This is a genomic window from Variovorax sp. dw_308 (assembly GCF_019207085.1).
Classification (GTDB): Bacteria; Pseudomonadota; Gammaproteobacteria; order Burkholderiales; family Burkholderiaceae_C; genus Variovorax.
In genome coordinates this window covers 150,798-163,602 of record NZ_JAATOM010000012.1, presented here as the reverse complement: position 1 = coordinate 163,602, position 12,805 = coordinate 150,798, and the positions used below count along the sequence as shown (strand labels likewise).

The window sequence follows — 12,805 nt, the reverse complement described above, 5'->3', positions numbered from 1 at the left end:
CCGACCTTGAAGCCAGCAGTGATGAGGGTCCGGCCATGAAGCCGGTACTGGCGCTGGTCGGACGGCCCAACGTCGGCAAGTCGACGCTGTTCAACCGGTTGACCCAGACTCGCGACGCGATCGTCGCCGATTTCGCCGGCCTGACGCGCGACCGCCACTATGGCAACGGGCGCCTGGGCAAGCACGAGTTCATCGTGATCGATACCGGCGGCTTCGAGCCTGATGCGGGCAGCGGCATCTTCAAGGAGATGGCCAAGCAGACGCGCCAGGCGGTGGCCGAGGCCGATGTGGTCATCTTCGTCGTCGATGCGCGCGAAGGCATCTCGGCGCAGGACCACGACATCGCCCGCGAACTGCGCCGGCTCGGCAAGCCGACCGTGCTCGTGGCCAACAAGGCCGAGGGCATGCTTGACGGCACCAAGCTGGTCGACTTCTATGAACTCGGCCTGGGCGACGTGCATGGCGTCTCCGCGGCGCACGGGCAGGGCATGCGCGACCTGGTCGAGCTGGCGCTGGAGCCGCTGAACCTGGCCGAGCCCGAAGAGGAGGAAGACGACGGCGAAGCCAAGCCTATCAAGCTTGCTGTCGCGGGACGCCCCAACGTCGGCAAGTCGACACTGATCAACACCTGGCTGGGAGAGGAGCGCCTGGTGGCGTTCGACATGCCGGGCACCACGCGCGACGCGATCTCGGTGCCGTTCGAGCGCAACGGCCAGCGATTCGAGTTGATCGACACGGCGGGACTGCGCCGCAAGGGCAAGGTGTTCCAGGCGATCGAGAAGTTCTCGGTGGTCAAGACCCTGCAGGCCATCGAATCCTCGAACGTGGTGCTGCTGTTGCTCGATGCCACGCAGGGCGTGACGGACCAGGACGCGCATATTGCCGGCTACATCCTCGAATCGGGCCGCGCCGTGGTCATTGCCATCAACAAATGGGATGCGGTCGACAGCTACCAGCGCGAGCAGATCCAGCGGCAGATCGAAACTCGCCTGCCGTTCCTGAAGTTCGCCGCCTTGCACTTCATCTCGGCCATCAAGCGGCAGGGACTGGGTCCGGTCTGGCAGTCGATCGCGCAGGCACACAAGTCGGCCACGCGCAAGATGTCCACGCCGGTGCTGACGCGCCTGCTGCTGGAGGCGGTGCAGTTCCAGTCACCCCAGCGCGCCGGCATGTTCCGGCCCAAGATGCGCTATGCCCACCAAGGCGGTATGAATCCGCCGGTGATCGTGATCCATGGCAATTCACTGGAGCATGTCACGGACGCGTACAAGCGTTTCCTGGAGGCGCGATTCCGCAAGGAGTTTGATCTCGTTGGGACACCAATGCGAATCGAGTTCAAGACCTCGACCAACCCCTACGCGGACAAATCCGGCCACTGAACTCCGTATTGGTGCGCGGTTGACTGCTAAAGACAACAGTTCGGTTGTCCTGAGGCGAAAGTTCGCTCCGATAGAAGAAGTTATTTTTTCAGGGCTTTGGCAACCGTTGCTGCGGCGCGGAAACGCTGTGTTAAGGTCGTCGCTTCTATAACTCTTCCTTGAACACGGAGAATATCGTGAGCAACAAAGGGCAACTTTTGCAAGACCCGTTCCTGAACACTTTGCGTCGGGAGCATGTGCCGGTTTCCATCTATCTGGTGAACGGCATCAAGCTACAGGGTCAGATCGAGTCTTTCGATCAGTACGTCGTGCTGCTGCGCAACACTGTTACTCAAATGGTGTACAAGCATGCAATTTCCACGATCGTTCCGGGCCGCGCGGTGAACTTCTCGGCCGCCGAGAGCGACGACTCGGGTTCTTGAGCGTTACCTCCGGCGCGGCGGCCCGCTCGTCGCGCCTTTCCCCTGATTGGTACGGTTCCGTTTGTCTGAACTGATTTCAACCCAGGAAGGCGCCGCCGTTCTCGTCGGCGTCGACTTCGGCTTGCCTCATTTCGACAGCGGACTGGAGGAACTCGGACTGCTTGCGCAAACCGCGGGCCTCCAACCCGTGGCGCGCATCGTGTGCAGACGCAAGGCGCCCGACGCCGCCCTGTTCGTGGGCAGCGGCAAGGCCGACGAGATCAAGGAACTGGCGTTGATGCATCGCGCGAGCGAGGTCATCTTCGACCAGGCCCTGAGTCCGGCGCAACAGCGCAACCTTGAGCGAACGCTCGATCTGGCTGTCTACGACCGGACCTTTCTCATTCTGGAGATCTTCGCGCAGCGGGCACGCTCGCACGAAGGCAAGTTGCAGGTGGAACTCGCGCGCCTGCAATACCTCAGCACGCGACTTGTTCGCAGGTGGTCTCACCTGGAGCGCCAGACCGGCGGCGCAGGCGTTCGCGGCGGCCCTGGCGAAAAGCAGATCGAACTCGACCGTCGCATGATCAGCGAGTCGATCAAGCGCACGCGCGAGCGCCTGGCCAAGGTGCAGAAGCAACGCGGCACGCAACGCCGGCAGCGCGAGCGGCGCGAGACCTTCAACATTTCGCTGGTCGGCTATACCAATGCCGGCAAGTCGTCGCTCTTCAATGCGCTGGTCAAGGCGCGTGCCTATGCGGCCGACCAGCTGTTCGCGACGCTCGACACCACCACGCGCAACCTGTACCTGGGCGACGCGCGGCGGCAGGTTTCGATCTCCGATACGGTGGGATTCATCCGTGCACTGCCGCATGGACTGGTCGACGCCTTCAAAGCCACGCTGCAGGAAGCCGTCGACGCCGACTTGCTGCTGCATGTCGTCGATGCGTCGAACCCGCATCATCCCGAGCAGATGGCCGAGGTACAGCGTGTACTCGAGGAAATCGGTGCGAGCCACATTCCGCAGCTTGTGGTGTTCAACAAGCTCGATGCCCTTGAAAGTGGGCAAGAGCCGCTGCATCTGCAAGACGAGATCGAGGTCGATGGGGTCCAGGTTCCGCGCATCTTCGTGAGCGCTCATTCGGGGCAGGGGCTGCCGGTGTTGCGGGCCGAACTGGCCTTGCGCTCCGGCTCCGCGAGCGCTGCGGCCATGACCTTAGACGCCGACGCTGAATTGCACGATGCAGCAAGTTGATTGGGCACAATCCCGCCTCTGACGAGATAACAAGCAAAACGAATGAATGCAAAGCCAGTGTGGAGTCGTCTTCAGGGAATGTTCAACCTGAACGACGGTCGATGGGGACGGGGCGACGAGCCCTCGTCCAATGGAGAGCAGCGACCGTCCGGCAACCGGCCCGACAGCGAACCACCTTCAACGCCGCCTCCGCAACCTCCGCGGCCCAATCCACCCCGCGGGCAGGGTCCGAACCAGGGGCCGCCGGACCTCGACGAACTCTGGCGCGATTTCAATCGCAAGCTCGGCGGTCTGTTCGGCGGTCGTGGCGGCAACGGCGGTGGCAATGGCCAGCGTCCCAACGGGGGCGGCAATGGCGGCGGCTTCAAGCCCGACATGAAGAACGCGGGCTTCGGCCTGGGCCTGGTAGCCGCGGTGGCGGCGCTGATCTGGCTGGGCACCGGCTTCTTCATCGTCAACGAAGGCCAGCAGGCCGTGATCACCCAGTTCGGCAGCTACAAGAGCACCGTGGGTGCGGGCTTCAATTGGCGCTTTCCTTATCCGGTCCAGCGCCACGAGATCGTGGTCGTGACGCAGATCCGCTCGGCAGACGTCGGGCGCGACAGCATCGTGCGTTCCACCGGCCTGCGCGAGTCGGCGATGCTGACCGAGGACGAGAACATCGTCGAAATCAAGTTCGCCGTGCAGTACCGCCTGAGCGATGCGCGGCAGTACCTGTTTGAAAGCAAGTCGCCAGGGGAGACCGTGGTGCAGGTGGCCGAGACCGCGGTGCGTGAAGTCGTCGGCAAGATGAAGATGGACAAGGCCCTCGCCGAGGAGCGGGACCAGATCGCGCCGCGCGTGCGCACGCTGATGCAGACCATCCTGGACCGCTACAAGGTCGGCGTGGAAGTCGTCGGCATCAACCTGCAGCAGGGTGGCGTGCGTCCGCCCGAGCAGGTGCAGGCCGCGTTCGACGACGTGCTCAAGGCCGGCCAGGAACGCGAGCGCACCAAGAACGAGGCGCAGGCCTATGCCAACGACGTGATCCCCAAGGCAACCGGCACCGCGTCGCGCCTGAAGGAAGAGTCGGAGGCGTACAAGGCGCGCATCGTGGCGCAGGCGCAAGGCGATGCCGGGCGATTCAGCCAGGTGCTGGCCGAATACCAGAAGGCGCCGCAGGTCACGCGGGACCGCATGTACATCGACGCCATGCAGCAGATCTACGCCAGCACGACCAAGGTGCTGATCGATTCGAGGCAAGGCTCCAACCTGCTTTACCTGCCGCTCGACAAGCTCATGCAACTGAGCGCGCAAGCCGGCGCTGCCGCGCCCACGCCCTCCGATGCAGCCAGTCCCAATGTGGCCGGCACCGCGCCGACCCAGTCCTCGGTGATTCCGGTGACACCGATGTCGGGCGCCGACTCACGCGCCCGCGAAGGCCGTTCGCGCGATCGCGACGCCCGCTGAGGAAAACGTTGACATGAACAGAATCGGATTTATCGCAACGTCGGTCCTGGTGGCGCTCGCGCTGCTGAGCTCCACGCTATTCGTCGTCGACCAGCGCCAGTTCGGCGTGGTGTACCAACTCGGGCAGATCAAGAGCGTGATCACCGAGCCGGGCCTCAACTTCAAGATGCCGCCGCCGTTCCAGAACGTGTCGTACATCGACAAGCGCCTGCTGATGCTGTCGAGCATCGACACCGAGCCGATGCTCACGGCCGAGAAGCAGCGCGTGGTGATCGACTGGTACGTGCGCTGGCGCATCTCCAACCCGTCGGAGTACATCCGGAACGTGGGCCTGGATGAGAACGCCGGCGCCATGCAACTCAACCGCGTGGTGCGCAATGCGTTCCAGGAGAACATCAACAAGTACACGGTGCGCCAGTTGATCTCGGCCACTCGCGAGGAACTGATGGCCAACGTGCAGCGCGAGGTGCTCGGCGTGGTGAAGGGCGCGAAGCCCTGGGGCGTGGATGTGGTCGACGTGCGCATCACGCGCGTGGACTACGTGGAAGCCATTACCGAATCGGTCTACCGCCGCATGGAAGCCGAACGCAAGCGCGTGGCGAACGAACTGCGCTCCACCGGTTTTGCCGAAGGCGAGAAGATCCGTGCGGACGCCGATCGCCAGCGCGAAGTGACCGTGGCGAATGCCTATCGCGACGCGCAGAAGATCAAGGGCGACGGCGACGCGCAGGCGGCGGGCATCTATGCCGATGCGTTCGGCCGCGATCCGCAATTCGCGCAGTTCTATCGCAGCCTCGACGCCTACAAGCAGAGCTTCAACAAGAAGAACGACGTGCTGGTGGTCGACCCCGCGTCGAGCGACTTCTTCCGTGCGATGCGCGGTTCGGGCACCGCCGCCCCGGCAGCCGCGGCGCCCCCGGCTGCTCGGCGCTAGCAAGAGGGGACCCCTGCGTTGAGCTCCGACGTCTTCTGGAGCGCCTTGGCGCTGGTGCTGGTGATCGAAGGTGCGATGCCCTTCCTGTCGCCCGGCACCTGGCGCAAGGGCTTCGTCCAACTGCTGCAATTGCGCGACGGCCAGCTTCGCTTCTTCGGGCTTTGCAGCATCCTTCTCGGCGTCTTGCTCCTTTGGGTTGCAAATTGAGCCTGTGAAGTCGGTCGGCGGGCGGCCACTGCGGGCCCAGTAGAATTCGCGTTTAACCCACGCCTCCTTTTCCCATGTCCGCCTGGGTCCTCCCGGATCACATTGCCGATGTGCTGCCTTCCGAAGCGCGCCACATCGAAGAACTTCGTCGTCAGTTGCTCGACACCGCCCGTAGCTATGGCTATGAGCTGGTCATGCCGCCGATGCTCGAGCACCTCGAATCGCTGCTCTCGGGCACGGGCGAGGCGCTCGACCTTCAAACCTTCAAGCTGGTCGACCAACTGTCCGGCCGCAGCATGGGCCTGCGTGCCGACACCACGCCGCAGGTCGCGCGCATCGACGCGCACCTGTTGAATCGCCAAGGCGTCGCGCGACTGTGCTATTGCGGCCCGGTCGTCCACGTGCGGCCCGATCGTCCGCATGCCACGCGCGAGCCGTTGCAGTTCGGCGCCGAGATCTATGGGCACGCCGGCCTGGAAGCGGACACCGAATCGCTCGTGCTCGCACTCGATTGCCTGCATGCCGCCGGCGTCACCGAGAAGGTGCTGGTCGACATGGCCGATGCGCGCATCGTGCGTTCGCTGTTCGCCGGCGTGCCGGTGGATGCTGGCGTGCTGGTCCGCGTGCATGCGGCGCTGGCCACCAAGGACGCCAGCGAACTGCGCAATTTGACGCGCGACTTTCCCGCGGCTTCGCGCGATGGCCTGCTGGCGCTGGTCCAGCTGTACGGGGACGCCAAGGTGCTCGACGAAGCCGAGCGCGCGTTGCCCGCCACCCCCGCTGTGCGGCAGGCGCTGGCCGACCTGCGCCAGCTCGCGGGCCGGCTCGGCGGCGGCGCCAACGTGAGCTTCGACTTGTCCGACCTGCGCGGCTATGCCTACTACAGCGGCATGCGCTTCGGCATCTACGTGAACGGCGCGGCTGATGCCCTGGTGCGCGGCGGCCGCTATGACGAGGTCGGCGCCGTGTTCGGACGCAACCGGCCCGCCGTGGGCTTCAGCCTGGATCTGCGCGAGCTGGTTGAAGTGCTGCCAGCCCGCCCGTTGCGTGCGGCCGTGCGCGCGCCGTGGAGCGATGCGTCCGGCCTGCGCGACGCCATCGCCGCGCTGCGCCGCAGCGGTGAAACCGTGGTCTGCGTGCTGCCCGGCCACGAGAGCGAAATCGACGAATTCCACTGTGACCGCGAGCTCATCGAGCGGGGCGGGCAGTGGACACTGCAATCCATCTGAATCAGTTTTTGAGAAGCGAGTAGACATGAGCGTTACCACCGGAAGAAACGTGGTCGTCGTCGGCACCCAGTGGGGCGACGAGGGCAAGGGCAAGCTGGTCGACTGGTTGACCGAAAGCGCCCAGGGAGTGGTTCGCTTCCAGGGCGGCCACAACGCGGGCCACACGCTGGTCATCAACGGCGTGAAGACCGCGCTGCACCTGATCCCGAGCGGCATCATGCGCCCGGGCGTCAAGTGCTACATCGGCAATGGCGTGGTGCTGTCGGCGGCCAAGCTGTTCGAGGAAATCGAAGGCCTTGAGAAGGCCGGCGTCGAGGTGCGTTCGCGCCTGCGCATCAGCGAGGCCTGTCCGCTGATCCTGCCGTTCCACGCGGCGCTCGACATCGCGCGCGAGAACTACCGGGAAAAGGGCGGCATCGAGAAGATCGGCACCACCGGCCGCGGCATCGGCCCGGCCTACGAAGACAAGATCGCGCGCCGCGCTTTGCGCGTGCAGGACATGAAGCACCCCGAGCGCTTCGCGGCCAAGCTGCGCGTGTGCCTCGACCTGCACAACCATGTGCTGGTGGAAGTGCTGGGGGCGCCGGCGGTGGACTTCGACACGGTCTTCAACGAGGCGATGAAGCATGCCGAACTGCTCAAGCCCATGATGGCCGACGTGTCGCGCGAGTTGAACGATGCCAACAAGAATGGCGCCAACCTGCTGTTCGAAGGCGCGCAAGGCACGCTGCTCGACGTCGACCATGGCACCTACCCGTACGTCACCTCGAGCAACTGCGTGGCCGGCAATGCGGCCGCCGGTTCGGGCGTGGGCCCGGGCATGCTGCACTACGTGCTGGGCATCACCAAGGCGTATTGCACGCGCGTCGGCGGCGGTCCGTTCCCGACGGAACTGGACTGGGCCACGCCCGGCACCGCCGGCTACCACCTGAGCACCGTGGGCGCCGAGAAGGGCGTGACCACCGGCCGCAGCCGCCGTTGCGGCTGGTTCGATGCGGCGCTGCTGAAGCGCTCGGCGCAGGTCAATGGCCTGTCGGGCCTGTGCATCACCAAGCTCGACGTGCTCGACGGCATCGAGAAGCTGGAGCTCTGCACAGGCTACATCCTCGACGGCGAAGTGACCGACATCCTGCCCATGGGCGCCGACGAGATCGAACGCTGCACCCCGATCTACGAGACGCTGGAAGGCTGGAGCGACAGCACCGTCGGCGTCACGCAATACGACAAGCTGCCCGTGAACGCGCGCCTCTACCTGCAGCGCATCGAACAGGTGACCGGCGTGCCGATCCACATGGTGTCGACCAGTCCGGACCGCGATCACACGATCATGATGCGCCACCCGTACCTCGCCGATTGATCATCGCCGAGATCATTGATTTCCCACGACCTCAAAAACATCCAAAGTTCAGGAGCCAACCCATGTTGACGGAAGACGGCAAGCATCTCTACGTGAGCTATGACGAGTACCACAATCTGATCGAGAAGCTCGCGATCAAGGTGCATCAGTCGGGATGGGAGTTCGACACCATCCTGTGCCTGGCGCGTGGCGGCATGCGCCCCGGCGACGTGCTCTCGCGCATCTTCGACAAGCCGTTGGCCATCATGTCGACCAGTTCCTACCGTGCGGACGCCGGCACGATCCAGGGCCACCTCGATATCGCCCGCTACATCACCACGCCCAAGGGCGAGATCGCCGGCAAGGTGCTGCTGGTGGACGACCTGGCGGACTCGGGCCATACGCTGCACGCGGTGGTCGACATGCTTCGCAACCGCTATGCACCCATCACTGAACTGCGCAGCGCCGTGATCTGGACCAAGGCCCTGTCGACCTTCGAGCCGGACTACTCGGTCGAATTCCTCTCGACCAATCCGTGGATCCACCAGCCCTTCGAGGGCTACGACGGCATGGGCGCGGAGAAGCTGATCGAGAAGTGGTCGGTGTGAGTCGCTCAAGTCGATGTGGCTTTGCCATCTCGACTTGATCCCCCTCGGGAAGCGGGCCGGGCATAGCCCGGTCCTCGGGGCCTATTCATTCAGTTAGTCATCATGGCGGTGTACCGCCGCTGCATTTCCTCGGGCGTCACTTCTTCGATGCTGTGCCCGATGCTCCATCGATGCCCGAACGGGTCGTCGAAGCTGCCGGAGCGCTCTCCGTAGAAATGGTCCTGCGGCGCCATCACCAGCGTGGCGCCCGCGGCGACCGCGCGCTCGATCAGCGCATCCGCGTCGTCGACGTGGAGGTGCATGGCCACGGGGCTCGCGCCGATGGTGCGTGCGCTGTCCATGCCGTACTCGGGATACGCGTCTGACAGCATCAAGGTGGCGCCGTTGCCGAAGTCGATCTCGGCATGGCCGATCCGTCCACCGGGTTCTGTCAGCCTGAACTTTTCCTTGACGGCGAAGAGGGCGCAGTAGAAATCGATGGCGGCCGCGGCGTCGTGCACGCGCAGGTAGGGGAAGAGTTCGTGGATCGCCATGGCAACTTGCTCCTGGATGCGCGTCTGCGCGCGCCGGGTTCATTCTGCGCCCTTGTCGCACGGGTGCCTCAGCTGCGGTCGTGCGCGCCCCAGCGCCGCGGCCCGCAACCGGGCTAGCATCGCGACATGGCTCACGAACCGATCACCGACCTCATCCACCATCCCTACAAGCCGCCCGCGAAGTTCGCGGCGCCGCAGCCGGGCACCTACAAGGCCTCGACGGTCTTCTTCGCCGATGTCGCGGCCATGCGTGCGCGCGACTGGAAGACCAAGGTGGGCTACACCTACGGCCTGCATGGGACGCCCACCACCTTCACGCTGGAAGAGCGGTTGGCCACGCTGGAGGGTGGCACGCATTGCCTGCTGGTGCCCAGCGGTCTGGCGTCCATCGCGCTGGTGGCCTTCGCCTTCCTCAAGACCGGTGACGAGGTGCTGCTGCCCGACAACGCCTACGGTCCCAACAAGGCGCTGGCCAACGGCGAGCTGGCCAACTTCGGCATCACGCACCGCACGTACGACGCGATGAATCCGGCCGATCTGGCGGCCAAGCTGTCGGAGCGCACCAGGCTGGTCTGGCTCGAGGCCGCGGGCTCGGTGACGATGGAGTTCCCGGACCTGCCTGCACTGGTGGACCTGTGCCGCGCACGTGGCGTGATCACCGCGCTGGACAACACCTGGGGCGCCGGCCTGGCCTTCGACCCGTTCGACTTCAACGGCACCGGGCAGGGCGTGGACGTGTCGGTCCATGCGCTGACCAAGTACCCGAGCGGCGGCGGCGACGTGCTGATGGGCAGCGTGGTCACCCGCGACGACGGGCGCCTGCACCAGGCGCTGAAGCTCACGCACATGCGCATGGGCTGGGGTGTCGGGGTGGGCGACGTCGAGACGCTGCTGCGCTCGCTGCCGAGCATCGCGATCCGCTATGCGGCCCATGACAAGGCCGCGCGCGCGTTGGCGCACTGGCTGGGCGCGCGCGACGAGATCGCGCAGGTGCTGCATCCGGCCATCGAAGGCTCGCCGGGGCATGAGCACTGGCGCGCGCTGTGCGGCGCCCGCGACCTCGCCGCCGGCATCTTCTCGGTGGTGTTCGACGAGCGATTCAGCAGCGAAGAGGTCGATCGTTTTTGTGACGGCTTGAAACTGTTTCGACTGGGCTATTCATGGGGCGGCCCGATCAGCCTGGTCGTGCCCTACGACATCCGCTTGATGCGCGACGCGAGCGTGGCGCGCTGGCCCTACAAGGGCACGCTGGTGCGTTTCTCGGTGGGCCTGGAAGCGCTGGCCGACTTACGGGACGACCTGGCGCAAGCGCTGGACGGCATGCGTAACTGACAACGCTTCCGGTGCGTTTTCGCGGGAAGCGTTATCGCTTAAAGTGGGTGCCGGTTTGCCCCGCTTCCGGGGCGCGACATCAGGAGCAACATGGCCGCACCCAACTACGGATACGAGAAGCGCCAAAAGGAACTGGCCAAGAAGAAGAAGAAGGAAGAAAAGTTGCGGGAGAAGGCCACCCGAAAGCTGAGCCCGAGCAGCGAAGGGTTGATGCCAGGCGATCCGGAAACGGACGTGGCTTCGCTCGAGAACGAGGCCCCGACGGTGCCCACGATCCCGACGAAGAACGGCTGAACGGTCCCACCGAACCCGCCACGAAAAAGCCGCCACCTGCGCCATGCAGGCGGCGGCTTTCTCGTTGGCGCGCGCTGCGAGCCGCGAAGCTACTTCACTTCAGCAGTTTCTTCAGTTCCGGCCAGATGTTGTCGAGGATCCGTGGATGCGCCGCGGCCACGGGGTGGATGCGGTCGGGCTGGAACATCGTCGCGGCATCGGGACCGTCGGCCACGCCCTTGAGCATGAACGGCACCACCGGCGCCTTGCCCGCCACGCCGACGTTGGTGAAGACCTTCGAGAAGTTGTTGAGGTAGGTCATGCCGTAGTTCGGCGGCACCTGGATGCCGACGATCAGGACCTTGGCGCCCGCCGCCTTCGACGCGTCGACCATGGCCGAGAGATTGGCCTGGGTCTGGGTGTAGGGCAGGCCGCGCAGCGCGTCGTTGGCGCCGAGCTCGATCACCACGACGTTCGGCTTGTGCGTCTTGAGCAAAGCGTCGACGCGCGACTTGCCGCCAGCGGTGGTCTCGCCGCTGATGCTGGCGTTGATGACCTGGGCTGGAATCTTCTCGTCGGCCAGGCGCTTCTCCAGCAGTGCGACCCAGCCTTCGCCACGCTTGAGACCGTACTCCGCGCTCAGCGAATCGCCCATGATCAGCACGGTGGGACCGCCGCTCGACTGGGCCCATGCGCCCAGCCCCGGAAAGCCCATTGCGAGGGCCAGCGAGGCGGCCGGGATAAAGTGTCTGCGATTCAAAACGAGAGCCCTTCCAAATGTCTGTACCCAAGTCCGAGCCAATCGTGGCGGTCGAGCATGTGTTCAAGTCCGTCACCGACTCGGCCGGCACGCTGGACATTCTGCAGGACATCGATTTCACCTTGGGTGCGAAGGAGACCGCGGCCATCGTCGGCGCCTCGGGCTCGGGCAAGAGCACGCTGCTGTCGATCATCGCGGGGCTCGACACGCCGACGCGCGGCACGGTGAAGCTGGCGGGCGCGGACATCTTCTCCATCGACGAGGACGACCGTGCCGCGCTGCGTGCGCAGAAGGTCGGCTTCGTGTTCCAGAGCTTCCAGTTGCTGGCCAACCTGAGTGCGCTCGAGAACGTGATGCTGCCGCTCGAACTGGCCGACCGCAAGGATGCGCGCAAGGCGGCCACCGAGATGCTGGGCCGCGTCGGACTGGGGCAGCGGCTCGGCCACTATCCCAAGGTGCTGTCCGGCGGCGAGCAGCAGCGCGTGGCGCTGGCGCGCGCCTTCGTGGTGCAGCCGGCGCTGCTGCTGGCCGACGAGCCGACCGGCAGCCTGGACTTCGCGACCGGCGAGCAGGTCATGAAGCTGATGTTCGACCTGAACCGCGAACGCGGCACCACGCTGGTCCTGGTGACGCATGATCGCGGCATCGCGGCGCAGTGCGAACGGCGCATCACGATCGAGGCCGGGCGGGTCGCGTCCGATTCATAGTCGCAATCGAGGATCATGGCCATGTCGAACCTCAACCTGCCGCCCGAAGCGATTGCCGCGATCGATCGCGGCGAGTGGATCGAGGCCATCAAGCTGGTCCGCGAGCACACCGGGCTCGGCCTCAAGGAGGCGAAGGATGCGGTCGAGCGCTATCGCAACGGCGACCGGTCGCCCCTGGGCGTGGCAGCGGGCACGACGGAGGACTTCGACGAGGCGTTCGCGCCGCCGGCCCATCACGCGCCGGTGGAGCGCGGCATGCGCAATGTGCTCGCCGATCCGATGGCCGAGCCCGGGCGCGTGCGCAGCACCTTCCTCTCGTCGCCGGTGTTCTGGCTGGTGCTGCTGGCCATCGCGGTGATCGCCTGGCGGTTTTTCAAGGCGGGTGAATAGGTCAATGGGGAG

At 65.3% G+C, this 12,805-nt stretch carries 15 protein-coding genes; 13 read left to right on the top strand and 2 right to left on the bottom strand.

Going from position 1 to position 12,805, the window contains the following annotated elements; translation table 11 throughout:
- Nucleotides 1-35 precede the first annotated feature (35 nt).
- From der to HCU76_RS22500, 9 genes are all read left to right on the top strand, one after another.
- Nucleotides 36-1,379 (top strand): ribosome biogenesis GTPase Der, encoded by a 1,344-nt coding sequence (gene der / locus HCU76_RS22540; RefSeq protein ID WP_213953986.1) that lies wholly within the window; start codon nt 36-38, stop codon nt 1,377-1,379.
- A gap of 158 nt (nt 1,380-1,537) precedes the next feature.
- Nucleotides 1,538-1,801, top strand: coding sequence for an RNA chaperone Hfq (gene hfq, locus HCU76_RS22535; protein WP_213953987.1), 264 nt, complete (start codon nt 1,538-1,540; stop codon nt 1,799-1,801).
- Between the two features lie 61 nt (nt 1,802-1,862).
- Nucleotides 1,863-3,035, top strand: coding sequence for a GTPase HflX (gene hflX / locus HCU76_RS22530; RefSeq protein ID WP_213953988.1), 1,173 nt, complete (start codon nt 1,863-1,865; stop codon nt 3,033-3,035).
- Between the two features lie 78 nt (nt 3,036-3,113).
- Nucleotides 3,114-4,484: an FtsH protease activity modulator HflK gene (hflK, locus tag HCU76_RS22525; RefSeq protein WP_213954310.1), complete on the top strand. Its 1,371-nt coding sequence runs from the start codon at nt 3,114-3,116 to the stop codon at nt 4,482-4,484.
- Between the two features lie 13 nt (nt 4,485-4,497).
- Nucleotides 4,498-5,418, top strand: coding sequence for a protease modulator HflC (gene hflC / locus HCU76_RS22520; RefSeq protein WP_213953989.1), 921 nt, complete (start codon nt 4,498-4,500; stop codon nt 5,416-5,418).
- A gap of 18 nt (nt 5,419-5,436) precedes the next feature.
- Nucleotides 5,437-5,625, top strand: coding sequence for a DUF2065 domain-containing protein (locus HCU76_RS22515; RefSeq protein WP_213953990.1), 189 nt, complete (start codon nt 5,437-5,439; stop codon nt 5,623-5,625).
- 74 nt (nt 5,626-5,699) lie between these two features.
- Complete coding sequence (locus HCU76_RS22510) at nt 5,700-6,854, top strand: ATP phosphoribosyltransferase regulatory subunit (RefSeq protein ID WP_213953991.1); 1,155 nt, start codon at nt 5,700-5,702, stop codon at nt 6,852-6,854.
- 25 nt (nt 6,855-6,879) lie between these two features.
- The gene (locus HCU76_RS22505) at nt 6,880-8,211 is read left to right on the top strand and encodes an adenylosuccinate synthase (RefSeq protein ID WP_213953992.1); all 1,332 of its coding nucleotides are present in this window, start codon (nt 6,880-6,882) and stop codon (nt 8,209-8,211) included.
- A 62-nt stretch (nt 8,212-8,273) separates the two neighbouring features.
- Nucleotides 8,274-8,798 carry a phosphoribosyltransferase gene (locus HCU76_RS22500; RefSeq protein WP_213953993.1) on the top strand — a complete coding sequence of 175 codons (525 nt, stop codon included), beginning with the start codon at nt 8,274-8,276 and terminating at the stop codon, nt 8,796-8,798.
- 89 nt (nt 8,799-8,887) lie between these two features.
- Here the strand turns inward: HCU76_RS22500 and HCU76_RS22495 are convergent, their stop codons facing one another.
- Complete coding sequence (locus HCU76_RS22495) at nt 8,888-9,331, bottom strand: VOC family protein (RefSeq protein ID WP_213953994.1); 444 nt, start codon at nt 9,329-9,331, stop codon at nt 8,888-8,890.
- Nucleotides 9,332-9,457: 126 nt separating this feature from the next.
- On the opposite strand from HCU76_RS22495, the gene HCU76_RS22490 reads away from it, so the two are divergent.
- Nucleotides 9,458-10,663: a PLP-dependent transferase gene (locus tag HCU76_RS22490; protein WP_213953995.1), complete on the top strand. Its 1,206-nt coding sequence runs from the start codon at nt 9,458-9,460 to the stop codon at nt 10,661-10,663.
- 90 nt (nt 10,664-10,753) lie between these two features.
- Nucleotides 10,754-10,957: a hypothetical protein gene (locus tag HCU76_RS22485; RefSeq protein WP_213953996.1), complete on the top strand. Its 204-nt coding sequence runs from the start codon at nt 10,754-10,756 to the stop codon at nt 10,955-10,957.
- 94 nt (nt 10,958-11,051) lie between these two features.
- On the opposite strand, the gene HCU76_RS22480 is transcribed toward HCU76_RS22485, so the two are convergent.
- Nucleotides 11,052-11,651: an arylesterase gene (locus HCU76_RS22480; protein WP_213954311.1), complete on the bottom strand. Its 600-nt coding sequence runs from the start codon at nt 11,649-11,651 to the stop codon at nt 11,052-11,054.
- Between the two features lie 62 nt (nt 11,652-11,713).
- Between HCU76_RS22480 and HCU76_RS22475 the strand changes: the two genes are divergently transcribed.
- Both HCU76_RS22475 and HCU76_RS22470 read left to right on the top strand, forming a co-directional pair.
- Nucleotides 11,714-12,403, top strand: a complete 690-nt coding sequence (locus tag HCU76_RS22475) for an ABC transporter ATP-binding protein (RefSeq protein ID WP_213953997.1) — start codon at nt 11,714-11,716, stop codon at nt 12,401-12,403.
- Between the two features lie 21 nt (nt 12,404-12,424).
- Nucleotides 12,425-12,793 (top strand): ribosomal protein L7/L12, encoded by a 369-nt coding sequence (locus HCU76_RS22470; RefSeq protein ID WP_213953998.1) that lies wholly within the window; start codon nt 12,425-12,427, stop codon nt 12,791-12,793.
- Nucleotides 12,794-12,805 lie beyond the last annotated feature (12 nt).

What these genes read in the sequence shown, in the direction of transcription:
- der (WP_213953986.1), top strand. Translation starts at nt 36, where the DNA reads ATGAAGCCGGTACTGGCGCTGGTCGGACGGCCCAACGTCGGCAAGTCG.
- hflK (WP_213954310.1), top strand. Translation starts at nt 3,114, where the DNA reads ATGTTCAACCTGAACGACGGTCGATGGGGACGGGGCGACGAGCCCTCG.
- hflC (WP_213953989.1), top strand. Translation starts at nt 4,498, where the DNA reads ATGAACAGAATCGGATTTATCGCAACGTCGGTCCTGGTGGCGCTCGCG.
- HCU76_RS22510 (WP_213953991.1), top strand. Translation starts at nt 5,700, where the DNA reads ATGTCCGCCTGGGTCCTCCCGGATCACATTGCCGATGTGCTGCCTTCC.
- HCU76_RS22505 (WP_213953992.1), top strand. Translation starts at nt 6,880, where the DNA reads ATGAGCGTTACCACCGGAAGAAACGTGGTCGTCGTCGGCACCCAGTGG.
- HCU76_RS22500 (WP_213953993.1), top strand. Translation starts at nt 8,274, where the DNA reads ATGTTGACGGAAGACGGCAAGCATCTCTACGTGAGCTATGACGAGTAC.
- HCU76_RS22495 (WP_213953994.1), bottom strand. Translation starts at nt 9,331, where the DNA reads ATGGCGATCCACGAACTCTTCCCCTACCTGCGCGTGCACGACGCCGCG.
- HCU76_RS22490 (WP_213953995.1), top strand. Translation starts at nt 9,458, where the DNA reads ATGGCTCACGAACCGATCACCGACCTCATCCACCATCCCTACAAGCCG.
- HCU76_RS22485 (WP_213953996.1), top strand. Translation starts at nt 10,754, where the DNA reads ATGGCCGCACCCAACTACGGATACGAGAAGCGCCAAAAGGAACTGGCC.
- HCU76_RS22480 (WP_213954311.1), bottom strand. Translation starts at nt 11,651, where the DNA reads ATGGGCTTTCCGGGGCTGGGCGCATGGGCCCAGTCGAGCGGCGGTCCC.
- HCU76_RS22475 (WP_213953997.1), top strand. Translation starts at nt 11,714, where the DNA reads ATGTCTGTACCCAAGTCCGAGCCAATCGTGGCGGTCGAGCATGTGTTC.
- HCU76_RS22470 (WP_213953998.1), top strand. Translation starts at nt 12,425, where the DNA reads ATGTCGAACCTCAACCTGCCGCCCGAAGCGATTGCCGCGATCGATCGC.